The organism is Nostoc sp. C052, from assembly GCF_013393905.1.
Lineage (GTDB): Bacteria > Cyanobacteriota > Cyanobacteriia > Cyanobacteriales > Nostocaceae > Nostoc.
In genome coordinates, this window is the sequence record NZ_CP040272.1 from 7,428,706 (window position 1) to 7,454,376 (window position 25,671).

Consider the following 25,671-nt stretch of genomic DNA (forward strand, 5'->3'; position numbering starts at 1 on the left):
TAATTGCTAATGTGGATTCAGGACTGGCGATAGCAGGCAAACTCCATTGAAAAAGTAGCCATACCAGAAGTAAGCGATCGCAATTCTGTAGAATATCCAAACATTCGCGCTAGCGGTACTTCTGATCGAATCACTGTGTATCCCTGCATTGTCTCGGAACCTAACAACAAACCTCGACGAGAGGATAAGTCACCTTGAACCCTTCCCATAAACTCGTTGGGTGTTTCCACCTCTACAAGCATAATGGGTTCGAGGATATAGGGTTTTGCTTTAGCGATCGCACCTTCAATTGCTTGATGGGATGCTGACCGGAAAGCCAATTCTGAAGAGTCAATTGGGTGATAGGAACCACCATCCAGAACGACTTTCACCCCAGTTACCGGATAGCCTTGCAGCTTTCCTGATTGCATCGCCTCACGGAAACCCTTCTCACACGCCGGGATATATTCTTTGGGAATCGCACCCCCAACCACCCGATTTTCAAAGACAAACGGTTCATTTGTGGGTTCAATCCACCCAGTAATATGGGCGTATTGACCAGGGCCGCCTGACTGTTTCTTGAATCGGTAGTCAAAGGTAGCTTGTTGTCCAATGGTTTCGCGGTACGCCACCGCAGGAGTACCAACGAAAACCTCGGCATTATATTCCCGTTGGATGCGTTCGAGGTAGATTTCTAAGTGGAGTTCGCCCATCCCAGAAATCAGGGTTGCTCCTGATTCGGGATCGATGCTCAATCGGAAGGTGGGATCTTCCCTTTGAAAGCGATTGAGTGCCTTGGAAAGGCGATCGCTATCTTCTTGTTTCTTGGGCGTAATTGCCAGCGTAATCACTGGTTCCGGTACAAACATCTTCTCTAGAGATACCAGTGGTTCCCCAGAACAGAATGTATCACCAGAAGCGCAATCCACACCCAACAGAGCCACAATATCCCCAGCCACGGCAACTTTTAGCTCTTCTCGCTTATTGGCGTGCATTCTCACCAAGCGACCGATTTGCACTCGCTGTTCAGTCCGCGAGTTGTAGACGGTATCGCCAGGTTTGAGCGTCCCAGAGTAAATCCGGGTATAGGTCAACTGTCCAAAGGATTCAACAGTGAGTTTAAATGCCAATGCCACCAAGGAAGCATCGGGATTAGGGTAGACACTCACCGACTCCGCGGTTTTGACCACTTCTCTATCTACAGGAGATGGTAGATAAAGCGCAACTGCATCCAATAAGTTTTGCACTCCTTTATTTTTGAATGCCGAACCCAGCAATACAGGCGTAAATTCGAGGCTCAAGGTTGCTTGTCGGATGGTTTGCCAAATTAATTCTTTGGGAATCTCCTCACCCGCCAGTAACATCTCAGTCATCGGTTCTGAGAACAGCGACAAAGCATCTAGCAGCTTATCGCGTGCCTGTTGCGCCTCATCCCTAAGAGGTTCGGGAATTGCCTTTTTCACCAAGTTTTCCCCGTTTTCGCCCTCAAAGTAGTCGGCGGTCATTTCCACCAGGTCAATTACTCCCTGGAATTGATCTTCACTGCCGATCGGATACTGGAGCAATACCGCATTTAGTTGCAAGCGATCGCATATTCCCTGTACTACACGAAATGGATCTGCTCCCATCCGATCCATCTTGTTGATGAACGCTAAACGCGGCACACGGTAGCGCTTCATTTGCCGATCCACTGTAATAGACTGGGACTGCACACCCGCCACAGCACACAGCACCATCACTGCCCCATCCAATACTCGCAGGGCACGTTCCACTTCAATTGTGAAATCTACGTGTCCAGGTGTATCAATCAAGTTAATTTGAGTATCGTGCCACTGGCAGGTAGTAGCAGCGGAAGTGATGGTTATACCATGCAGTTTTTCCTCTGGCATAAAATCCATCGTTGCACCCTTACCGCCTCCCCGCACTTCCTCAATAGCGTGGATTCTGCCCGTGTAGAAGAGAATTCGCTCTGACAGCGTAGTTTTACCAGAGTCGATGTGGGCAGAGATACCAATATTTCGGATGCGTGTTCGGGGAATCATAAAATTTCCTTTTGTTCAAGCGACAAACAGTCACCAACTGAGTGGTAACATATTTTGTATTATATATGTAGTATAAATAAAAGACAAGGCTGATAATACAGAAAAACCGTTGATTGTTGCCCTAGCTGAGGTTTAAAATAGGTATTCAAGCGGAGGAAATGAAAGCTTGAAATTGATATTGGTAGCTCCTGACTCTTTGTTGTGTGCAGCCTTTCAACAGCATTTTAATTATTTACCCAATGTAGAAATAGTGAATAACTATTTCGAGTGGTTGCCAGATTTTGATTGTATGGTCAGCCCTGCTAACTCTTTCGGAATGATGGATGGTGGCATAGATGCGGCAATTATCCGTTTTTTTGGTCATTCCTTAATGGCAAGAGTCCAGCAGCGCATTCTTGAAGATTATTTGGGTGAACAGCCTGTAGGAACATCAATAGACTTATCCTTAATATAAACAAAGTGGGATAATAAAAAACGGAGTAAAAATTATATGTAGATAATATGACAAACCCTTTAGCAAGAATTGAATCACATCCCCACGAAGCAAAACGATTAATAGGGATTAATTATGACCAGTTTTTAGCATTGGTATCCTTAGCGGAAAAAAGGCATAGAGAGAAACAAGCAGAAATTGAAAAAAATAAAGTTCGGATTATTGCCAAGGGAGGCGGACGCAAACCAGAGATGTCACCGAAAGAAGGAATATGCTTGTGTCTAGTTTACCTCAGACAAAAACCAATTTTTGAAATTTTAGGGTTACTCTTTGATATTTCCAAAACAAAAGCGAATGATGCTTTTAACTATTGGGTAGATATTTTGAGAGAAATTTTACCAGCATCTCAAATAGAAGAAGCGTCAGTAGATAGTCAAAAATATCAAGAATTGCAGCAAATGCTGTCCGAGTATGAATTAATTGTTGATAGTGCAGAACAGGCTACAGCGAGACCTGTAGACTATCAAGAACAAAAAGATATTACTCTGGTAAGAAAAAAATGCATACTCTAAAAAACCAGTTTATTGTCTTACCAGGTGGTGAAGATATTGTAGATATCTGTGTGGGAATGCTGGGAAAAACAAGTGATATTAATTTATTTCGAGATACTCGGAATAAATTTGCTGACTCACAAAGGTTTATAGGTGATAAGGCTTATATTGGAGATGATGCCATTACCACACCTCATAAGAAACGAAAGAATACAGAAATTTCGGAATTCCAAAAACAAGAGAATAAACAACTTTCGTCTCGCAGAATTGCCGTTGAACACATGATATGTCGGGTAAAAATATTTCGAGTAGCCTCGGAAAAATTCCGTCTCGCTCGTCATCGATATAGTCAGGTAATTCTGGCAGTTTGTGGGCTGATTAGGTTAAGACTTAATCGCTTAGTATCCTTAACCATTAATACTTAATTTTTTATCCTGAAATTGATTTCATCGTTTTGTACTTTTTACTCTAATTTTAATTTTTTGTCTCAGAATGCCGCCAAACACCTATTTTCTCGTAGAGTAAGATAGCGATCGCCTATTCAATCTGAATTGCTCAAACCCATTCACAGTAAGCATTTACGTTTTGCGGATAAGTCTAATGATTGTGGAAACAGATCATCACAAGCATCCTTTTTTGGCTCATACCCCTACGATGCGAGTTCCTATGATCATTGCTGGGACAGATATTCCTTATATCGCGATGTGGGCGATGCTGCTAGCAGTTCGCCACCATAACCAACAAGCTAGGCAAAAAATTAACACCATTGCCTGTCCTGGATTGGGTACGGGAATAGGACGAGTGCCATATACTGAAGCCGCTAGACAGATGGCATTAGCTTACGATCATTTTTTGTATCCACCCAAGCATCTCAATTGCATAGTTGCGGCTGAAAGGCAACTTCAGATATGGGAAGCTGGAGATTCTAGAACATCAATTCAGTAATCCTGGAATAACCTCTCCCCCAAGCCACCCTACGGTGTATACAGAAGTCTGAAACAATTTATTCATCTAGGTTGGGATGCAAAGAAGAAAGCGTATAGGCGCATTTGCATTTTTGGTAGCTTATGGAGAATAATCACAAAGAAAGCAGCTTTGGCATCTTCGTGCGAGAGAATAAATATAAAATATGGCGATCGCAATCGATTTTGGTACTAGCAACACAGTCATTGCTCGTTGGAACCCCGTAACCCAACAGCCAGAAACCCTGACTCTACCAGGCTTATCAATTAAACAAAGTCTCAATCCGCCACTGATTCCCAGCTTGGTTTATGTTGAAGACGCAGCCCAAAATAAAGTCTTAGTCGGGCAACAAGTACGTGATCGCGGTTTTGACCTCAAAGGCGAAACGCGATTTTTCCGCAGCTTCAAACGCGGTATCGGTGCAGATATTCAAGGTTTCTTACCCGAACTAGATGGGCAAATTGTCACCTTTGAACAAGTAGGGCAATGGTTTCTCACCAAAGTAATTGAACAACTAGTGCCTCTGGAAGGTGGCTTAGATTCTCTCGTGTTAACCGTACCTGTAGACAGTTTTGAAGCTTATCGTCACTGGTTGGGGAAAGTTTGTCAAGCTCTCCCCGTGGAACAAGTGCGAATGCTGGATGAACCCACAGCCGCCGCCTTGGGCTATGGTTTGGCAGATCAAGAAATTCTTTTAGTGATTGACTTTGGCGGTGGTACTTTAGATTTGTCCCTTGTGCGGTTAGATCGAGGTGTGCAAGCAACCACCAAACCGCTAGGTTTTATCCTCAAGTGGGGTAATAAATCTCTGGCTGAAGATTCAAAACAAAAAGTCAAAACTGCCCGTGTATTGGCGAAAGCTGGGCAAAATCTGGGTGGCACTGATATTGATAATTGGTTAGTAGATTACTTTGCCAAAACTCAAGAGTTGGCGGTAAGTCCTTTGACGACAAGATTAGCAGAACGGGTAAAAATTCAGCTATCAACCCAAAACCAAGCTAGTGAAGTTTATTTTGATGATGAGACATTTGAAAGCTATGAACTAGAACTAAACCGCGACACGTTTGAAAATATCCTCAAAGAACACGCCTTTTTTGAGTTATTGGATGAGTCGATGGCCACACTGTTGCAACAAGCAAAACGCCAAGGGATAGAACTTCCAGATATTAATGCAGTTTTGTTAGTTGGCGGAACAGTGCAATTGCCAGCAGTGCAGACATGGATCAAACAGTATTTTGAGCCAGAAAAAATCCGTTGCGAACGTCCCTTTGAAGCGATCGCTCAAGGTGCTTTACAGTTAGCTCAAGGGATACAAATCAAAGACTTTCTGTATCATAGTTATGGTATCCGCTACTGGGATCGCCGCAATCAGCGTCACAAATGGCATTCTCTGATTAAAGCTGGACAGGCATACCCAATGAGTCAGCCAGTGGAATTAGTCTTAGGCGCTTCTGTGGAAAATCAGCCTAGTATTGAATTAATTATGGGAGAATTGGGAGCAGATACGGGTAGTACTGAAGTTTATTTTGATGGCGATCGCTTAATTACTCGTCGTCTGGATGGTAATGAAACCAGCGTCAAACCCCTCAACGATCGAGAAGGTGCGAAGACAATTGCCCAACTGACGCCAGCCGGATATCCTGGAAGCGATCGCATCAAAATTCTCTTTCAAGTTGATGAACAACGCTTTTTGCGAATCACCGTTGAAGACTTATTAACTAATGACACACTTTTGGAGAATCAACTTGTGGCACAGTTGAGTTAAGGTACTTTAGTTGACCTCACAATTCACCGGAGTGCGGAATCACCTACTGGTAATAGTACTGTCACGTTAGTGCCAATACCAACTTGGCTTTCAATAGAAATTTCTCCTGTATATAAATCAACACAACGTTTAACAATCGCTAAACCAAGCCCAGTTCCTTGAATTTTGCCAACATTGCTGCAACGGCTAAAAGTCTCAAATAATCGATGCTGTTCGGTTTCAGGAATACCGATGCCGCGATCGCGAATACAGAATGTCACTTGATCATTTAGGAAACTGACTTCAACTCTAACTTCACTACCAGACGGAGAATATTTAAGTGCATTTGAAATCAGATTGGCAAGGATATGCCTTAAAAGATCGGCATCCATTTCTATTGGATGTAAATCTTGCTGACAATCTAAAATTATGGAATGTTGATTTTCATCACTATATTGAAAAGAGGTGATTAACTCCTCACAAAATTCTTTAAGATGAAGTGGTCTTAATTCAATTTCAAAATTACCCGTATCGACTTTTCCCAACAATATCACTTCATCTAAAAGCTGACACATGTGGTTAACTGTTGTATTTATTTGTTGGGAATAGGTTTCTTTCTTCTGTGCAGTCAGGTTACTATCATAGTGGAGTAAAACTTCACTCAAAACTCGTAATGCGCTTAAGGGATTCCGAAATTCATGGGATACCATTGAAACAAAGTAGGACTTAAGCTGATTTAATTCCCGTTCTCTATCCAGTGCTTGTAACGCTTCTCGTTCACGATTCTTGAGTTGTTGGAGAATTTGCGATCGCTCCATTGCATACCGAATACTACGCCGCAGAAGTTGGATTGTCACCTGATCTTTTACTAGATAATCCTGTGCCCCTTGTGCCATCGCTTCTAAGGCTAATTCCTCATCATCAGATACGGTCAAAATAATAATTGGAATGTCGGGAATCACTTGATGCAGCCGTGATACAGTTGCCAATCCCTCAGAATCAGGCAATCGGAGATCAAGCAATGCCAGATCGAAGGATTGCGTACAGCAATAGTTAATAGCCTCGCTCAACCGTTTTGCATGAACTAGTTTCCAGTCACCTGTAGCGGCTCGGAAGAACACGTGTTCAAATAACTGGGCATCTGTAAGACTATCTTCTACTAATAAAACTTGAATAGATTCTTGCTGCATAGGAAAATGAATCTCCGTGGCTGACAATATCGGGTAGAAGTGAAGTATTAGACCAGGGATTTAATAAAGGTAGAGGCTAACTCTACTCACCAGGTAACTCAACAGCAGCCAACCAAAACTCATCGATTAGTCGAACAACACGAATAAATTGCTGAATATCAAGTGGTTTGGTGATATAGCAATTGGCATTGAGATTATAGGAATGTAGAATATCTTCTTCATCATTTGATGTTGTTAAAATCACAATTGGAATTCGCTTCAAAGCTGAATCTGCTTTAACTATTTTCAACACCTCACGACCATCCATTCTGGGTAGATTTAAATCCAACAAAATTAGATCGGGACGTAGGGCATCAGCAAACTTTTCTCGGCAGCAGAGATAATCTATAGCTGCTTCACCATGTTTGACCCAATGCAAATTATTGGCAACTTCGGCTTTGCTAAGTTCTCGAATGATTAAATTGGCATCACTAGCAGAGTCCTCAACTAATAAAATTTCAACAGGTCGTAAATTGGGATTGCTACTCATAAATACTACGGGGGATAGTGAAATAGAATGTTGTACCCATGCCAAGGGAAGATTCAGCCCAAATTTCTCCACTATGGCGCGTCACAATTTTTTTACAGATAGCTAGTCCAATCCCTGTACCGGGATATTCATCATGGGTGTGCAGCCGTTTGAATACCTCAAAGATTTGGTCTAAATATTGCGACGAAATACCGATACCATTATCTTTCACCTGGAATAAATAATCTTGATCACGTTTTGTGGCTTGAATCTGAACATCAGGGCGATTGTCTTCATGGAATTTAATTGCATTACCAATCAGATTTTGGAAGAGTTGCACTAGTTGATTTTGGTCTGCGTTCAATGTTGGTAGTGGTTCGACAGTGACCGTAGCCTGATTTTCGGCGATCGCCACGCGCAAGTTACGTAGTGCTTGCTGCACAGCCAGATTACAATCAGTGGTGACAAATTCCTTACCACGAGTGCCTACCCGTGAGTATGCCAGCAAATCTTGAATGAGTCGTTGCATTCGCTTTGCCCCATCCACCACAAAGTTAGCGTAGGATTGGGCTGTGCTATCGAAGCGATCGCCATACTCACTCATGAGTAATTGGGTATATCCTGTTACCGCCCGCAACGGTTCTTGTAAATCGTGAGAGGCGACATAGGCAAACTGTTCTAATTCCTGATTGGATTGCTGCAACTCCTGATTTAATAGTTGCAATTGTTTAGTCGCCTCGGTCAGTTCGGCAGTACGTTCTGCAACACGCTGTTCCAACTCTTCATTGAGCCGCAAAATCATTAGTTCTGCTTGTCTGCGTTCCGTAATGTTCTCAATTGCAGAGAGGATACAGATCGTCTCTTCAATTTGAATTAGTTCGGCGGAAATATGGCAAAGAATTTTTTCACCGTTATGCTTCTGAAGTTGCACTTCATAGTCTCTGAGTTTTCCCTGGAATTTCAACTCTTGAAGCATCTGTTGGCAATCGCCTGCTTTCTGCCAAATCTGCAATTCTAAAGTTGTACGCTCTAGCACTTCCTCTCGGACATAGCCAAATAGCCACTCAAAACTATGGTTCACATCCAAATATCGTCCCTCATCTAGAGTGATGATACTTTTAGCGATCGGACTGCTATAAAAAGCTTTGGCAAATTTATCTTCCGACAGTTTCAGGGCTTGTTCTAGCTGCTGGCGTTTCTGCTTTGCCCGTAAGGCCAGAATACCAAAACTCAAACTATCCGAAAGTTCTGTCAACAAAGCTAATTCTTGCGGATTAAACGCATCGGCTTCAGAGGAGTAAATATTCAAAGTTCCAAAAACTTCTCTTGCATCAAATAGGGGTATGACCAGTGAGGATTGGTAGCCCCGTTGCTGTGCCGTCTGACGCCAGGGTGCAAAGTTGGGATCTTCTAGCATATTTTGGCAGGCGATGGGCTGGCGCGATCGAATTGCTCTCCCGGTCGGACCCTGACCTCGTGACGTATTTGCCCAAGTAATGTTTACGGTTTTCAAGTATTCAGCTTCGTAGCCTGCCCAGACAATAGGCTGAACAGTCTTGGCTTCGTTGTGACAAACATACCCAACCCATGCCATGCGGTAAGCTGCTTCTTCAGTAATCAGTTGACAAAGGGTTTGTAGTAGTGTTGCTTCATCGACGGCTCGAATCACAGCTTGGGTACAGGCACTCAATACCCGCAGCGCTCGGTTGATCACCTGAAAATCGCGCTTTAGATCCTTAGATAAGTCTTGAGGTAACTTGTTTGGCAAATGATCCACAATTAGCAAATGCAGAAATAGAAGTCTTCTATTAAGAAGATTACGCCCCAAAATTTATCTACAGGGCACTTCAAAAAAATATTTAAGGAAATCTTAATTAATTTCAACCTTTACGGACAGTTACAGTCCCAATCTCTGATACTATATCCACTTAAATACTTGTCATTACAAGCGGAGCGTGGCGATCTCAAAATCTGCCTGGCGATCGCCCCCGAAATAGAAGATTTGCTCAACTCTCTAACCAATTCCCGAAACAGTAACCGCGCTCCTTTGGCTGCAACGCAATTCCTGACAAGCTTCACTGGACGGCCGGCTGCTTTTTCAGCGTCCACCTGTTCGCCAAGTGAACTTGGCGGGGTAAAGGGTAAGGGGGAAGGTGGGGTCCCCTCTGGGGATAAGGGGCGGGGGGAAAGGTTTCAAATCCCTTACCCCTTTCCCTTTCCCCAGTCTTCACTTAGCATTTTTGGGTTGGCAGACTACTAGTAGTGCAATGTCCGCATTGAGCGCGAGTAAATTTTGAATCCCTTTTGCGTCAGCGCTCAACTGAAAAAATGGACATAGGTATTTTAATACACACGCTTACAGAGGGGAATGGAATGCCTTTGGCTAATTGCACTACCCCAGCCAACGGTAACGAGAGAGAACAAGTAGTACCTCTACTCGATAAAGTTAAGCTTAAAACATTAAAACGTGGCAGACCACGTAAGCGAATCAAAGTACTAGCTGCTGATAAAAGTTACGACTCGAAACAAAAACGCACTGATCTACGCAAACGAGGTATTCGTCCTCAAATCCCAAAACGAGTTTGGAAAACTAAAAAAAACAGAGGAAGACCAATCAAAATTTCTGTTCCTAGATTTCAGCTAGATATCAAGCATGAGAAACTGTGCAGGCATACAGCGATCTGACTAGCTTAGAAGAGGTTTAAGCAACTAAGTTTTAATCGGAATGAAAATTGTAAATTCTGTTTCCTTGTGCGGTAGAGAATTGACGGTGATATTGCCACCATGTTTTTTAATAATAGAATAGCTGACAAATAATCCTAAGCCTGTACCGCGGCCTACAGGTTTAGTAGTGAAAAATGGTTCAAATATCCGTTCTTGAATATGAACTGGAATAAAACTACCAGTATTAGCGATCGCAATGCGTATTTGCTGATGATCGATCACTTCAGTACAAATCCGTATTTGTAGCTGTTCTGTATCCTCAGCATATTCTCGAATTGCATCAATGGCATTGTTCAGAATATGTAAAAATACTTGATTAAGCTGGGCGGGATAGCAGGTGATAGTTGGGAGATTACCATATTCTTTAATGATTTGTATCTCCGGCTCATGTTCGCCAGATTGTAAGCGATTTTGCAAAATTAATAGTGTACTTTCAATGCCACTATGTAAATCTACAGCTTTAATTGATGCTTCATCTAAGCGAGAAAAGTTACGTAAACTCAAGACAATTTGGCTAATGCGATCGCTCCCAATTTTGATCGATTGTAAAATCTTAATGGCATCCTGACAGATAAAATCAACTTCTATTTCTTCACATTTTGCTTGAATTTTAGAACTAGGTTGAGCAGATTCCTCTTGATAAAGTGCCAGTAAACTCATCAAATCGACAATGTAATTTTCTAGATAATTGAGATTACCCTTAATAAAGCTAACGGGATTGTTAATTTCATGAGCAACTCCTGCCACCAGTTGACCAAGGGATGACATTTTTTCAGTATGAATTAATTGTGACTGGGTTTTTTGCAGATGTTGCAAGGCTTGTTCTAAATCTTGGGCTTTTTGGTTGAGTGCCTGAGTTTTCTGCTCTACTTCTGCTTCCAGGTTTTGAGAATAGTTGGCGACTTGCTGATACAATCGAGCATTTTCCAAAGAAATGGCGGCTTGGGTGCAAAGAAAGTCGAGAATAAGAATGCGATCGCTAGTAAACACCCCACTAGTAGAGCGATTCTTCAAATACAAAATCCCAATCAAATTTCCTTGATGGAGAATCGGCAAGCATAAAATACTTTGAGCTTGCTGCTGGGTTAAATATTCATCGATCACCGGTAGATCCGTTTTGAGACGATCAATCACTACCATTTCTTGAGTGTTTTTGACATACTGAATTAGCTTCACTGGTATATTGAGATTCCCTTCCAGTGGTTCTGAGCAAAGTTGAGTTGTTTCGGATGTGGCAATGGCTTGCAGATACCACTTGCCATTGCTATTAGGGAGGATTAAAGCACAGCGATCGCCACCAGAGTTTTGCAGAATAATTTGAGTTAGTTGGCGCAGCAGTTCGTCAAGATGAATCGTACTGGAAAGACTTTGAGATGCTTTGAGGACTGTGGCAAAATCTAGAGATGTATTGAGACTCTTACTAACAAGATAGGTGGCTTTTGTAGAGGCAGGAAGTGAGATATTAGAAGTGGCAAGAGTTGCCAATGTTTCTAGTGGACTCCAGTTTTGCGTGACTTGCTCTAAAATTGGGCGCAGTAAATCGGGGTAGCGGTTTTCTAGATCGTCGGTTTTGGCTTTAGCACCCCAACGAGCATAACAATAATAAGCTGACTCCATATAACTAGCGGCAACTTTTTCTTTACCCCAATTCAGGTAGAATTTAGCGGCCAGTTCGTTGCTAAGTGCTTCTTCTTGGAGGTAGCCGTTGTCTTTTGCTACAGCTATGGCGTGATCGTATAGGTCAATGGCAGTACAGAAGTCATATTGCAGACGGTAAATCTCAGCCTCCATCAGCAAAAATCGATGCAAAAAGTTTTCTGGACAATAGTTTGCCAAATTCTTCATTTTCTGCCGGTTACTCTGCAATTTTTTGAGATATTCACTCTGCTCTGATGGAGAAGACTGAGAATATAAAGCTGTTATAGATAGTGAATAATATAAATTATGCGCTGAGACAAAAAATTTGCCGGTGCTAGCTCCTAAATGTGGTTCTGTAGCCAAGGCATGAGAGAGAGAACGTTCATAGTCACCCAACAAATAAGCCAGCATTGCCTGAGCTGTATGAGCGTAGTTGATGGTGTTAAAGTTACTGTCTTGATATAGTTCAGGCAACTTGACTGTAATATCAAAATATTCACCTTGGAGGAAAGCAGGATTTTCTACAGATTCAGTCAGGTTATGAACTACCTGCATCCAAATATGCAATTGGTGAATCACTTGTTCTTGTTTCAAACCCATTACCGACTGAATGTATTTCTCATATTCAGTTTGAATGTCTTTGAGATTCTGTCCCGATAGAATTGCACAAAAGTAGGCATTGATCAGGCAGTAAGCAGAACTTTCAGCATCTCCATTTTGAGCAAAGCTTTGATAACCTAAAATTAGAGGTTGGAGAGCATCGCGCACAGGTTTGTAAAAATGGTGCGATAAACCGTAGATGGCGTTATATGTCACCGCTCGGTATTCTAGATCGGGCTGCTGCTGTTCTAAAGCGATCGCTAATTCCCCAAATTGTTTACCGGTCTCAATATCCCCGACAACTGCGTTAATTAATACACTAAAAATCCCAAAGGCAAAGGGAGTTAAAGGTGAATGACCATATTTCAATGTCACATCCACTAGTCGGCACACCAGCAACCCCAACATTTCTGGTACAGCAAAATAGGCAGGAAAGCAAGAGCAGCGCAGAATTTTCATCACCGCTAGTTTCTCAGAATTTTGCATAGGTGGGAGTTCAGCCAGATTTTCAAAGCCCACCTGCTGAATCAACTCGGTAGTTGTCTGAAGTGCATCTAGAAAATCCTCAGTATTCGGATTGGCTGGAAATTTTTCACCGAGATGGTTTAAAGTTTGCACCGCCAACGTTACTGCTTCGCAAAACTGAGATTGATTGTGATAGTAAAAAATCAGGAGTTCGTAAATTTTAACTCGATCCTGAATCTTGGTGACAACTGTCAGAATATAATCACACAAAGCTTTCATCGTCTCAAAATCAGTTTTCAAACAAGCTGACTCCGCCGCACCCACATATAAATCTAGGGCGAGGGCATATTGACTCTGCCAACAATCCGAACTCAACAGATGAATTCCTCGATCGAAGTAAGTATATGCAGACTCATAAGCCGTAGCCAGTTTTGCTCGCTTACCTGCCACTAAATTTAACTCAGCCAGTTCTTGGCGTTTGCTGGGCTGGGTAATTAGTTCAACACCGTAATTCAATTGGTTGACAATATCAAAGATTTTTTCTTCTAGCTCTACTTTAGTAGTGTAGCCCAGTAGCAATTCGCCAATTGTGCGATGAGTTTGGCGCTTCTGATCTGCTGGAATTAAAGAGTAGGCAGCTTGTTGGACGCGATCGTGCAGAAAGCGATAGGTGACATTCTCGATGTTGTCAGTATTTGTCTGTCCTTGCTCGTGGCTCAGATAAAATTTATACATCTGATTTTGGGGCAGAATTAGTCCTGACTGCAAAGCTTTCCACAAAGCTGTCGCCGCCTCTGCTGGTGATTGTTCAGAAACAATAGCTAAAGTATGCAAATCAAAGTGGTTGCCGATGCAAGCAGCTAATTTGAGGACATTTTGCGTTTCTCTAGGCAATTTCTGCAACTGTTGGGCGATAAATTCTACAACATCATCGGTAAGAGATTGGGTGTTGATTTGGGCAAGATCGCATTCCCAATAACCGCGATCGCAATTAAACGTAATTTGGCCCTCTTCGTGTAATGCTTTGATAAATTGAGTGATAAAAAATGGATTACCTTGTGTCTTGCGAAAGATTAATTCTGTCAAAGACTGTGCAGACTCACTACCACAATGTAATGTATCAGTAATCAACTGATTCGTATCATTTAAGGAAAGGGGATCAAGGGTAATTGTATTGACAGTCTTGCCAACTTTTTTCAGTTCCTCTACTGTCAATATAAAAGGGTGTACAAGTGATACTTCATTATCTCGATAAGCCCCCAACAACAGCAGATAGCTGTTATCCTCCATCAGCAGTTTAATTAACTGGAGTGAAGCCAAATCTGCCCACTGTAAGTCATCCAAAAATATCACCAGTGGATGTTCTAATCTAGTAAAAATGGCAATAAACTTTTGGAACAATAAGTTAAACCGATTTTGAGCCGCAGTTGATGACAGTTCTGGCGCAGGAGGTTGTTTGCCAATTACCCGTTCTAGTTCGGGAATCACCTCAATGAGAACTTGTCCATTGTCTCCCACAACTTCAAGAATCTGGCTTCGCCACTGTGCCAATTGTGCGTCAGATTCTGACAACAATTGCCCCATTAAATTGCATAAAGCTTGCACAAAAGCTGAGAAGGGAACATTGCGATTGAATTGGTCAAACTTACCTTTGATAAAGTATCCTTGCTGACGGGTAATCGGCTTGTGGACTTGATTCACAACAGCTGTTTTCCCAATTCCCGAAAATCCTGCCACCAGCATCATTTCCGATGCGCCATTGGCGACGCGCTCAAAAGCTTGCAACAAGGTAGCAACTTCTGATTCTCGTCCATAGAGTTTTTCGGGAATTAAAAAGCGATCGCAAATATCCCTCTGAGCAATTTCAAAGTATTCAACTCTACCAATTTCTTGGAACTGGACAAGACATTTTTCTAAATCTGATTTTAATCCCAAGGCACTTTGATATCGATCTTCAGCGTTTTTCGCCATCAACTTGATGATAATATCTGCAACTACCTGCGGAATTTCTTTCCCTTTGGCTCCGTTCAGGGTGAACCTGTTGTCTAATGCAATAGGCATTTTCGCCAGATGACAATGCACCAACTCCATCGGATCGCTACTGTCAAATGGTAATTCTCCTGTTAATAATTCATAAAATGTAACCCCAAGGGAATAAAAATCGCTGCGGTAGTCTATTCCTCGATTCATCCTGCCGGTTTGTTCTGGGGAGATATAAGCCAGAGTTCCTTCCAAAACATTTGGACTTTTAATTTCTTGGTTTTCTTTAGGCAGTAATGAAGCGATACTAAAATCAATCAGTTGAATTTGTTTTGTTTGTGGGTTAATCAGAATATTTGCAGGTTTGATGTCTTTATGAATTACCCGATTTTGGTGTAAATCATGGAGAACCTTGGTTAATTGAATGGCGATTGATAAGAATTCAAGTAGAGAAAGGGTATTCCTTTGAATATATTCTTGTAACGAAATTCCCCCAATATCTTCCATCACCAGAATATAACTATTGCCATAGTTTTCTAACGATAAACTATTAACAATTCCATTAATCTTGAGATGTTTACTAATAGTATATTGATTGCGGAATTGTAATAACTCGTTGAAGTTGGGATATTCCGAAATGAGAAATTTGATGACCACAGGGAGTTTATCTTGCTTTCTTATAGCTCGATATACTCTGGTTCTGGAACCTGTATACAGTTGAGAATTAATTTGATATCCAGGAATGATTAAGTTAGAAGTCTGAGTAGCCATTTATATCAAAAGTGTTGATGCAAATTGATTTTTTATATTTGTAAAACTGTGCAGAATGTGTCTACATTCTGCAAGTCTTGTCATTAGCTAAATGTTAACTAATGTCGCAATCTCTCAAAAGAGATGATCTGGCAGGACAAATGTTTGATAAACTCTTATATGACCTAATAAACTGCCTTGTTTACTAAATCAAGCCAGAATCGGTAAGGTGATCACAAATTCAGTTCCCTTGCCTGGGGTAGAATACACATCCAAACTACCGTGATGTTTTTCTACCACAATAGACTTAGCGATCGCTAATCCTAAACCAGTTCCTTTACCCACCTCTTTAGTAGTAAACAAATGATCGAAAATCTTTTGTTTGACTGCTTCACTAATTCCTTGACCATTATCAGTAATTGATATTTTCACATATTCATCTACATGGAATGTTGTAATTTTAATCCAGTTAGGTTTAGCTTGAATTTCTGCAAAAGTGTGCCCAATATTTGATTCTTCAAAGGCATCAATTGCATTGGCGATAATATTCATAAATACTTGATTTAATTGTCCGGCAAAACAATTAATTAAGGGTAAATTACCATAGTTAGTAATTACTTCAATTGCTGGACGTTCTTCATTTGCTTTCAAGCGATGTTTGAGGATTAACACTGTACTATCAATTCCTTCGTGGATATTAAATGGCACTTTGTAATCTTTATCAGCACGAGAAAAAGTGCGGAGACTAGTACTAATATTTATCAATCTGTCGCAAGCTATCACCATTGCATCTATCATTTTTGGAAAGTCTTCTAAGGTATAATCTAAGTCAATTTCTTCAGCGTGGTCTTTGATTTCATCACTCTTGTTGGTCAATGTCTCTTGATATAAACTTAAGTGTTCAATAATATCATTAAGAGTCGGTTTGGTTTGTTTAAGAGTCGCAGAAATAAAGCCTAAAGGATTATTCATTTCATGGGCTATTCCAGCAACCAAATTACCCAGTGCAGACATTTTCTCACCTTGGATAATTTGCAGTTGTGCTTGTTGTAAATCTTGTAATGCTTGCCCAGATCGTTGATAAAGCCGAGCATTTTCTAGAGATATCGCTGCTTGACAAGATAATAAGTGAATAATGCTGATCCGATCACTAGTAAATACCCCTTGAGTCAGTTGATTTTCTAGGTAGATAATTCCGACTAAATGTCCCTGATTAATAATCGGAGTACAAAATAAACTTTGGGGTTGATATTGCAATATATATTCCCCAATTAAACCAGGGATATCTGTTTGGCAATTGTCAATCACAACTGTTTGTTGGGTATTTTTGACATAATAGATAATATTTACAGGAATGTCTTGACAATTATCTAGTGATTGTGTTTTGAGTATAGTTTGTATTTGCTCACGATCGATAGACGTAATTGCTCGAACTTGCCAAATATCTTCTTGGGGAAGCAGCAGTACAGCTTTTTTCGCACCAGAGTTTTCTAGAATAATGCGAGTGAGGCTGGCAATGAGTTGATCTAATTCCAGAGAACTGGAAATAGCTTGAGCGGCTTTGAGGACAGAGGTTAAATCTAGGGCATCGGAAATACTGGTGCTACCTGTGGTAGAAGTGCGAGTAGAAGAGGAAGTCGCACAAAAGTAAATACTTTCTAGGGGATTGAGGGTAAGTTGTTGCTGTTCTAAAATAGGTTTGAGAAGTTGGGGATAGCATTTTTCTAAGTCCAAAATTTTGGCTTTTGCGCCCCAACGGCTATAGCAATAGTAAGCTTCATGTAGATAATCTGAGGCGGCTTTTTCTTTCCCCCAATTGAGGAAAAATTTAGCTGCAAGTTCGTTGGCTAGCGCTTGTTCGTAACCATAACCTTGATGTTGAGCTTGAGCAATGGCTTGTTCGTAAAAATCAAGTGCCTCTGCTTTTTTTCCCTTTAGTCGTGCTTTTTCTGCTTGTATTAGAAGACACTTGTGGAGAATATTTTCTGGACAGGCTGTTGCCCAATTATTTAAGCGTTCCTCTAGGGGAATCAGCGCTTGCCAATGGAACTGACGCTCTTGTTCGTCGCTAGCAATTTCAGCTAGAGATAGATGCATTAATGCTACGTAAAACACGCTAGAAGGCACTTTGGCATGACTGGAAATCGTGTTTTCAATTATGCTCAGTTGAGGAATTAAATCTGGGTATGCGGCTTTGTAGTCAAATAAATAAGCATGACGAATTTTGACCGAATATAACCAAGCCAGATGATAAGGAGTATTGCCATATTTTTGTAAATACTCAGCTTCACTGAAACTATCATCATCAAAGCTAAAGGTGGTTTTTGTTAAACCAAGAAGATTGCGAATTGGTTGAATAACTCCGGCTATTAAAGCATCTAAGTTCTCTAAACTTTTGATGTGACGGAGAAAATCTGCATGAGCTTGAGCGATCGCATATAGTTCATCTAGGTTTTTACCATAAGTGAGGCGATCGGAACCACTTTGCATGATCATAAAGCCAACGGTCAGCCAGTTCCCTGCTTCCATGCCATATTTATAGGCGTTGTCATAATATTTATCTGCTTCTCTAATTGGATGACTCCAGCTATGGACATCCGCAGCAAAGATAAAATTAGTCATTCCCCGGACATCTGCATTGTCAAACTGTTCGCAAAGCTGTACCGCTGTTTGTCCAAACTGATAAGCTGTTCCCAAGTCTTTGAGGATGGCATTGGCAATTAAGGCATAGCCGGCATAGCTAAAGGGGGACATCTCGCTGTTACCATACTGCAAAGATAAAGTCGTCATCTTGGCGAGTACCAGCAATCCTAAAGTCGGTTGACCATTAAGCCATGCAGCATAGAAGAGAATTTGTAAAATTCGTAACATTTCTGCAATGCTGGCATCTGACATTTTGGGAAAATCGAGAATGGATTCAACAGTCTGCTGTTCTAAAAATCTGTTAACTATGGCAATTTCTTTATCCAGACTTTCTTGAATCAACTCTTGTTCTTTTGGTAGTTCCCAGTCAAGTAGCTGTAAACTTTGGCGTTGCATAGCGATCGCTTCCGCATTGCGTCCCTGAAGCTGATATTGAGTCATCTGCACGCGATAAATCACCGCTTTGTCCAGGGGTGTTTGAGCATGGCTAAGTGCTTCCCCATAAAGGACTTCGGCTCGGTCAAAATCACCACACAGATAAGCTGCTTCTGAACCCTCGCGGTGCAAGCTATATATTAATTTATAGTCAGTTTGCCAAGCGGTTGTAGGTAATAAATCAATCCCAGTAGTACAATAAATCAGGGATGCTTGATAAGCTGCCGACAATTTTGCCTTTTGCCCTGCTTGCAGGTTTAACTGAGCTTGTTGTTTTTTCTGCTCATCGGTGGCGATGCTCGAAAGGGAAACATCTTCAGCGATCGCACCTTGTCCTAAATTCAGTTGGTTTACTAGGTCAAAAATTCGTTCTTGTTGTTCCTGCTCGGATAACCCTTGCAACAACAATTGACCAATCATAAAATGTGTTTTTTGCTTTTGCTCTAAGGGAATCAAGGAATAGGCTGCTTGTTGAATGCGATCGTGGAGAAACTTATATCCAATAATTTCGGAATTTTCTTGAGTAACAGCTTGATTTTCTGACCCTACAAAAAACTTATAAACCTCACTTTGAGGTAAAATCAAACCTTCCTGTAAAGCATTCCATAAACAAACAGCCGTTTCTATTTTTGATTGTTTAGAAACAATTGCTAATGTTTCTAAATCAAACTGATTCCCGATACAAGCAGCTAATTTTAAAATTTCTTGAGTTGATTCTGGCAACTTTTGTAATTGCAATGCCATAAATTCAACGATATCATTTGTGAGCGATCGCTGATTTATATGGGTGATATCACATTGCCAACACCTCAACTCGAAGTTAAATTCAATTAATCCATCTTGATGTAATGCTTTGAGGAACTGTGTAGCAAAAAATGGATTACCTTGAGTTTTCTGAAATATCAAGCGAGAAAGAGTCCATGCCAAATTTTCTGAGCATTTCAGTGTGTCAGCAACTAATTGATTTACCTGTTCTTCACTCAGTGGTGCTAAAGTAATTGTATTAATCGTGGCTGCTGTTTTTTGGATATCATTCAAAGTCAACATTAACGGATGTGCTGGTTTGACTTCGTTATCACGGTAAGCACCAATTAATAAAAAATGCTTTGTATCAGCCATTAATAACTGCATTAACATCAGTGATGCTGAATCAGCCCACTGCAAATCATCTAAAAACATCACTAATGGATGTTTGTGACTGGTAAAGACTTGGGTGAATTTTTGGAATAATAAATTAAATCGATTTTGTGCCGCAGTTCCTGATAATTCTGTCGCAGGTGTTTGTTGACCAATGATTTTTTCTAATTCGGGGATAACTTCAATAATTACCTGTCCATTCTCACCAACAGCTTCTAGAATCTTAGTTTTCCATTCCTGAATTTTCGGGTCACTTTCTGTTAACAATTGTGCCATTAAATCTCGGAAAGCTTGCACAAACGCTGAGAAGGGAATATTCCGATTAAATTGATCATATTTGCCTTTAATAAAGTAACCGCGTTGACGAACAATCGGTTTATGAACTTCGTTAACAACCGCAGTTTTACCAATCCCGGAAAACCCAGCTACCAGCATCATTTCAGTTGCACCTTGGCTAACTCTTTCAAATGCTTGGAGTAGGGTTTCTACTTCTGTTTCTCTTCCATAGAGTTTATCAGGAATAATGAAGCGATCGCACACATCTCGTTGAGCAATTGGAAAACTCTCAATTCTGCCAATTTCTTTTAGCTGATCTAAACAAATTTCTAAATCAAATTTTAGCCCTAATGCACTTTGATAACGATCTTCGGCATTTTTTGCCATTAATTTGGTCACGATGTCACAAAGAACTTGGGGAATCTGTTCCCTATTCTCTAAAAGTGGAGGTTGTTTCGCAATATGACAATGCACTAACTCCATCACATCATTTGATTGAAAGGGTAACTTTCCTGTAAGTAATTCATAAAAAGTAATACCTAAAGAATAAAAGTCAGTTCGGTAGTCAATCCCCCGATTCATCCTTCCGGTTTGTTCTGGGGAAATATAAGCCAGTGTACCTTCTAATACATTAGGGCTAATGAGCGTTTGAGTTTCTCGTGGTAACAAAGAGGCAATACTAAAGTCAATTAGTTTTACTTCATCGGTTTCAGGATTAATTAATATATTGGCGGGTTTTATATCTTTATGAATAATTCGATAATCGGAGAGTATATCTAAGGTGTGACACAAAGATATTGCAATTTGTAAGAATTTATCTACAGACGCGATATTATTATTTTTGGCGAAATAATCCTTAAGAGAAACTCCGCCAAAATCTTCCATTACTAATATATAACCATTCTGATATGCTTCCAGGGTATAGGTTTGAACGATTCTGGGATAGTTGAGATTTTTGGTAATGGTGTACTGATTCCTAAATTGTACGAGTTCGCTAAAGCTAGGATAAGGATTTTTCAGGTATTTAATCACCACTGGTAAAGAGTCAGTTTTTCGATATCCCCGATAAACTAGAGTTCGAGAACCGTTGTACAGTTCTTCGCTAACTTCATAACCGGTAATACTAATTTTGGTGCTAAACATACTATGTTTACCCTTTTAGATTTCTTCACGACTTCTCTAATATTAATCATTTAAACTCTGGCCGCATTGGTAGAACTAATGATAGTTTTGTCAAGAAACAGTGAAGGATTTTAGAGGTTTTAATTAGCAATAAACTTAAAAAAACTGAGCAAATATCAATTTAAACTATTTCATGCTGACAAAAAATCTTGAAAATAATTGGACTTATATGATTTACATAATGAAACATTAATTTGACAATTTTCTATAAGATTAACCTCGAATAATAAAAAATACCATTAGGAAAATCCTTAGAGGAATTAAGGATTTTCCTGATTATCTTGCTTGCCCTCTTAAAATACTGAATTTAAGAGGATGTTTGAAAAGTCCTCTTGTCGGTATCAAACAGTTTTAGATCCCCCTAAATCCCCCGATAAATTGGGGGACTTTGATTCCAGTTCCCCTTAAAAAGGGGGGTTAGTGTGACTGTAACCATAAGTTTGCCGGGGCGGCACGTTTATGCTTTCAAAACGCCTGGGCAAGTTTAGGTGAAAAATTAGTGTCGGTTCGCAGACTAAATGAAATTTGAACAAGGAAGTTATAGGAGTTTGAGACGACGAGATTCGCGCATAAAGTGAAATTGCTTGTGGCGTAACGGTTTGAAACAGGTAGCGAATTCGCAGATAAATTGAAATTTTCCGACTTTGATTTAACAACAGCCCAAATGCTTTTAAAAGCATACTTTTAAACTGCGATGAGCCTACTCTCCAGCATTCGAGCGATCGCCCATTTCGTGCCATAATCAAGCAGTTTCCCTACATAAAATCGAAAATTAAGTATAAATTGCCACTAATATTGCCATAGACACTACAAATTGCCATGATTAAATGTAAAATTTCACTTTATGCGCGAATTAGAGAGGCTGGCAGGGAGCAATGCGGTTTTGTCAGATTGCGTAAAAAGTAAGTGATGCCTTCGGCGGGCTACGCCTACGCAAAAATCAAATCTAAGTAAAAAGTAACTTTATTTACTAAGTATATGCTGATAGCCGTGAGAATTCATCTTGATGAGATATCTCAAAAAGATTAATAGCATGTCATTTGACCATTGTTACCAAAAATATCTACAATCAGTCTTTTATACTTAGTGTTAATTAAACTAAATGAGATAAATGAGAAGTTGAGAGTAGACGTAAAGTATAAAATTTATCAAGCAGTTTCTGGTTTGATAAAGGAATTAAGTTGTTAGGCTAGCAAATGTTATTTCCTACCACTTGGTATCAACGTCTGGGGCATTAGATTTAGCTAACAGAGCCTCTGCTTCTAAGCTATGAACATTAAAGTTATATGCATAGTCTCGAATTAGATAAATCTTATGGACTTGATTCAATCTCAAGCGACGCGATCGCATCGCACTTTGTCCCAATAGCTGTTGCACTCAGAATTTATCGGGGGAAGCTCATGAACAACCAACCGAAGATCAACATACTGACGCAACAACCTGTCTCAAGGTTCAAAATCAATCATTATCGCCCTAGTTGATGTGTTAGCTGTTATTTGAACCTATTGGGCGACTACCGTCTATCTCTAGAGTATCTGAAGATAGAAAATTACTTTTAGCGATCGGACGTTGACCGTCTATGTCAATAACAGCTTCAACCTCTAAATCGCTAGGGTCAATTGGACGCTTACCGTCTACATTTAGCATCTCATGTTCTTGAAAAGCGCTCTTCTCGATCGGGCGTTGACCATCTATATTAATTGTTTTATCATAATCGGTTTCATTTTTCCCAATTGGTCGCTCACCATCTATATTAATTATTTCTTTAATTTCAATATTACTTGGATCGACTGGACGCTGACCATCTATAAAGTTTTGCTTCGATTCGTACCCTAGTAGTTCGCTTTCCCCAAAATCGCGCTTGTGGAGGTCGGCAGAGGAGAGATTTGTACAAGTTCTTTCCCCCCTACCTCTGCCCAAGAGCTTGCCATCACGCAAAATTCCCTTGGCAAACTACTAGTAGTTCGCCAAGTTCACTTGGCGGGGAAAAGGGGAAGGGGGAAAGGGTTTAAATCTCTTACCTTTTTCCCTGTCCCCTTTCCCCAGTCCTCACAAGCGCATTTTTGGGTTGGCAGACTACTAGACATAATGGAATAGATATATGCCCCAGAATTCCTAGAGGTGTCAGTATGACTGTTATCACTCCTGATCGTTTCGTCGTAGAGGAAAGCCCTTCTCACGCCGCGCACGAGCCAAATCGCACCCTCTGGATCAGCGAAGCAGGAGGGCTTACCCTGTTTGGCGCGTTCATCGAAGTTCTGCAACCTGGCTCTCGTTCATCGATCAAGCATTGGCATAGTGCTGAGGATGAAATGGTCTATGTCCTCGAAGGCGAGATCACGCTCATTGAAGGAGACACAAAGACTGTATTACGTCCTGGCGACGCTGCAACTTTTCAAGCAGGAGTGGCGGTAGGTCACTTCCTTGAGAATCGCAGCGCCAAGGCAACGCGATGCCTTGTAGTCGGCAACCGAGCGGCAGTAGACACAATCACGTATCCTGACCTTGATCGGGTATGTCACCGCGATCGATCGCAGCCAGACGACATCTGGACTAACAGTGTGGGAGAACCTGCTCCGAGTCCCTACTAGCAATAATTGCAGGATGCTTTTTGTACTATTTTTGTGGGTTTACCTTGACCAAATCCTTTGCCAGACATGGTAGTTGGTATATTTGATACAGGGATTGAGGGTTGTGAGGGGGAGCGATCACCATGCATCCTCTAAGAACGGCGCACTTCAACAGTTATTTCCGTGAAAATGCGATCGCCTGACGATGCTAGAGGTGATTGCTTTACAATTACTCCAAATGACATTTTGGGGATAAAAATGAAGCAAGATGACCGCTATACAATGGTCACTGGGGAATTAGGCGCACATCGGCTTTCAATCCTCAACACAGTTCACAAACCCTACACTGAATGGTCTTCTTCGTTATCATCAAGCTCCCGTTGCATCACCCTTGGAATATTAGCTTTAGCTTACACGAGGGGAGCATCCGCTAATCTCAAAGAGTAAAAAACGCATTATCGTTTCAGCGATCGCCCTTTTCATTTTCTTAGAGGAAACCCTGAACGCATCACGACCAGATTGCCTTATAGGAAAAGTTAGATTGAATATGAATGAGACTTTAGCAGCCACACTAGGGGAATTACAAGCACAAATATATTGGTTACATGATGCTGAGGAGTTTGCAGAATTGGCATCAGCAGCAGCTACTATATATATGAAACTTGGTTATACTCAACAGCAGTCCGAAACGGCAGGTAATTTAATTAGTCAGGCTTATCAATTATCTGATGATGCTGTTTTAGCCCAAGAAGCAGGTGATTTTGACAAAGAAATACAGTTTTATCATCAAGTTAAAGATAAATTAACCCAAGTAGAAACTACATTAGTTTATCAAAACAGCATTGCCATACATCAAATGAAATGGTGGATGTATTTTCGTCATCAACAAAAATTACAAACTCTTATTCACTTATTTTTACAACATTTTCAAGCGGTAGGGTTGATGAACTTACTTACTGCTCTTAAACTTACATATTTTATAATGGAGATAGGCAAAGTTCATAAATCGCGTGACACAGAAACCACCAAACATAATGCTATAAAATACTGGACAGAATTATTGAAAATCAAACCGCCACAATATCCTTATCTTGGTTAAATTACCTATTTTTCTAGGCTAACTGCTTCAATCACGTTGCAATACAGTTCGGTTAAAGAGAAAAGGGAAATCTAGAACCAATTACTGCTCAAGAGAAATATTGTCCGAGTAGATATGCCATCTACGTTGGTTTGGAGTTGAGCCAGGAACGTTATTGACTCGTCGCAGCTTATAGCTACCACGAAAACGCTGTGGAGTTCCATTGCTAGTAACACTCGTAACAGTAACGGGAATTTCAATATATAGCGAGCCTGCTGCCCCTTCTAAAGAACCCGGTTTTCCGACTTCTTCAACAATGGATACGATGTTAGCAAAACCCTGCTGAAATTCCTCAAATGATTGCTTACTGGCACTACCATCTCCATCCCAAGCCAAGTAAGCTTGTTTATAGTCTTGGCGAGCGATGGCATCGTAATAATCATGAATGAGTTGGACTGCTTGTTGTTCTTGGGACTGGTTATTGTCAGGATTTTGTGTGCCAGAGGCGGGTGGAGAAGATGAATTAGACCTGTCCGAAAGATTTGCCAGGGTTGGGCGATTGGCAGATGCTAGTTGTGATGTAGCAGAGTTATTGCAAGCTGTAATAGATATAGCAAGCAATAAAACTCCAATGACTGTATAACGTTGTTTTAACCAGATACAAAAAGAAAGGTTGATATTGAACAAAGCTATCTCCTGTGGAATCTGCACTCTTCACTGATAAATTCAGCATACTTGAATTTATTGGTTACAGCCATTGACAAATTAAGATGAATAGTAATA

Annotated in this window: 19 protein-coding genes; 9 read left to right on the top strand and 10 right to left on the bottom strand. The window is 40.8% G+C overall.

Going from position 1 to position 25,671, the window contains the following annotated elements; translation table 11 throughout:
• Positions 1-17 precede the first annotated feature (17 nt).
• Positions 18-2,021 (bottom strand): elongation factor G, encoded by a 2,004-nt coding sequence (gene fusA, locus FD723_RS30640; protein WP_179068711.1) that lies wholly within the window; start codon positions 2,019-2,021, stop codon positions 18-20.
• 166 nt (positions 2,022-2,187) lie between these two features.
• On the opposite strand from fusA, the gene FD723_RS30645 reads away from it, so the two are divergent.
• From FD723_RS30645 to FD723_RS30660, 5 genes are all read left to right on the top strand, one after another.
• A complete protein-coding gene (locus tag FD723_RS30645; protein WP_256874975.1) occupies positions 2,188-2,475 on the top strand; it encodes a hypothetical protein in 288 nt (95 codons plus the stop codon).
• 47 nt (positions 2,476-2,522) lie between these two features.
• A complete protein-coding gene (locus FD723_RS43225; protein ID WP_256874931.1) occupies positions 2,523-3,026 on the top strand; it encodes a transposase family protein in 504 nt (167 codons plus the stop codon).
• The gene (locus tag FD723_RS43230) at positions 3,014-3,430 is read left to right on the top strand and encodes a transposase family protein (protein WP_256874853.1); all 417 of its coding nucleotides are present in this window, start codon (positions 3,014-3,016) and stop codon (positions 3,428-3,430) included. The genes FD723_RS43225 and FD723_RS43230 overlap by 13 nt, the downstream gene beginning before the upstream one ends.
• A gap of 175 nt (positions 3,431-3,605) precedes the next feature.
• A complete protein-coding gene (locus FD723_RS30655; RefSeq protein WP_256874976.1) occupies positions 3,606-3,950 on the top strand; it encodes a macro domain-containing protein in 345 nt (114 codons plus the stop codon).
• 184 nt (positions 3,951-4,134) lie between these two features.
• Positions 4,135-5,733 carry an Hsp70 family protein gene (locus FD723_RS30660; protein WP_179068712.1) on the top strand — a complete coding sequence of 533 codons (1,599 nt, stop codon included), beginning with the start codon at positions 4,135-4,137 and terminating at the stop codon, positions 5,731-5,733.
• Between the two features lie 23 nt (positions 5,734-5,756).
• Here the strand turns inward: FD723_RS30660 and FD723_RS30665 are convergent, their stop codons facing one another.
• From FD723_RS30665 to FD723_RS30680, 4 genes are all read right to left on the bottom strand, one after another.
• A complete protein-coding gene (locus FD723_RS30665) occupies positions 5,757-6,902 on the bottom strand; it encodes a hybrid sensor histidine kinase/response regulator (protein ID WP_179068713.1) in 1,146 nt (381 codons plus the stop codon).
• An 82-nt stretch (positions 6,903-6,984) separates the two neighbouring features.
• Positions 6,985-7,431: a response regulator gene (locus tag FD723_RS30670; protein ID WP_179068714.1), complete on the bottom strand. Its 447-nt coding sequence runs from the start codon at positions 7,429-7,431 to the stop codon at positions 6,985-6,987.
• A complete protein-coding gene (locus tag FD723_RS30675) occupies positions 7,424-9,187 on the bottom strand; it encodes an ATP-binding protein (protein WP_179068715.1) in 1,764 nt (587 codons plus the stop codon). Before FD723_RS30675 ends, FD723_RS30670 begins: the two co-directional genes overlap by 8 nt.
• 110 nt (positions 9,188-9,297) lie before the next feature.
• Positions 9,298-9,519, bottom strand: coding sequence for a hypothetical protein (locus tag FD723_RS30680; RefSeq protein ID WP_179068716.1), 222 nt, complete (start codon positions 9,517-9,519; stop codon positions 9,298-9,300).
• A gap of 264 nt (positions 9,520-9,783) precedes the next feature.
• On the opposite strand from FD723_RS30680, the gene FD723_RS30685 reads away from it, so the two are divergent.
• Positions 9,784-10,095, top strand: coding sequence for a transposase (locus tag FD723_RS30685; RefSeq protein ID WP_256874977.1), 312 nt, complete (start codon positions 9,784-9,786; stop codon positions 10,093-10,095).
• Between the two features lie 24 nt (positions 10,096-10,119).
• Here FD723_RS30685 and FD723_RS30690 read toward each other — a convergent pair whose 3' ends face one another.
• The 4 genes from FD723_RS30690 to FD723_RS30705 all read right to left on the bottom strand — a co-directional run bounded on the left by FD723_RS30690 (position 10,120) and on the right by FD723_RS30705 (position 23,178).
• Complete coding sequence (locus tag FD723_RS30690; protein ID WP_179068717.1) at positions 10,120-15,588, bottom strand: ATP-binding sensor histidine kinase; 5,469 nt, start codon at positions 15,586-15,588, stop codon at positions 10,120-10,122.
• Positions 15,589-15,777: 189 nt separating this feature from the next.
• Positions 15,778-21,201: an ATP-binding sensor histidine kinase gene (locus FD723_RS30695; protein ID WP_179068718.1), complete on the bottom strand. Its 5,424-nt coding sequence runs from the start codon at positions 21,199-21,201 to the stop codon at positions 15,778-15,780.
• 1,245 nt (positions 21,202-22,446) lie between these two features.
• On the bottom strand, positions 22,447-22,617 hold the full coding sequence (locus FD723_RS30700; RefSeq protein ID WP_179068719.1) for a hypothetical protein: 171 nt from the start codon (positions 22,615-22,617) through the stop codon (positions 22,447-22,449).
• Positions 22,618-22,725: 108 nt separating this feature from the next.
• Positions 22,726-23,178, bottom strand: coding sequence for a hypothetical protein (locus FD723_RS30705; protein WP_218651768.1), 453 nt, complete (start codon positions 23,176-23,178; stop codon positions 22,726-22,728).
• A gap of 125 nt (positions 23,179-23,303) precedes the next feature.
• Here FD723_RS30705 and FD723_RS30710 point away from each other — a divergent pair, with 125 nt between their 5' ends.
• From FD723_RS30710 to FD723_RS30720, 3 genes are all read left to right on the top strand, one after another.
• Positions 23,304-23,831, top strand: a complete 528-nt coding sequence (locus FD723_RS30710) for a cupin domain-containing protein (RefSeq protein ID WP_256874978.1) — start codon at positions 23,304-23,306, stop codon at positions 23,829-23,831.
• Positions 23,832-23,999: 168 nt separating this feature from the next.
• Entirely contained in the window at positions 24,000-24,257 is a 258-nt protein-coding gene (locus tag FD723_RS30715; RefSeq protein ID WP_179068720.1) for a hypothetical protein, read from the top strand.
• A 100-nt stretch (positions 24,258-24,357) separates the two neighbouring features.
• Positions 24,358-24,909 (top strand): hypothetical protein, encoded by a 552-nt coding sequence (locus tag FD723_RS30720; protein ID WP_179068721.1) that lies wholly within the window; start codon positions 24,358-24,360, stop codon positions 24,907-24,909.
• 81 nt (positions 24,910-24,990) lie between these two features.
• Here FD723_RS30720 and FD723_RS30725 read toward each other — a convergent pair whose 3' ends face one another.
• On the bottom strand, positions 24,991-25,599 hold the full coding sequence (locus FD723_RS30725; protein WP_179068722.1) for a hypothetical protein: 609 nt from the start codon (positions 25,597-25,599) through the stop codon (positions 24,991-24,993).
• Positions 25,600-25,671 lie beyond the last annotated feature (72 nt).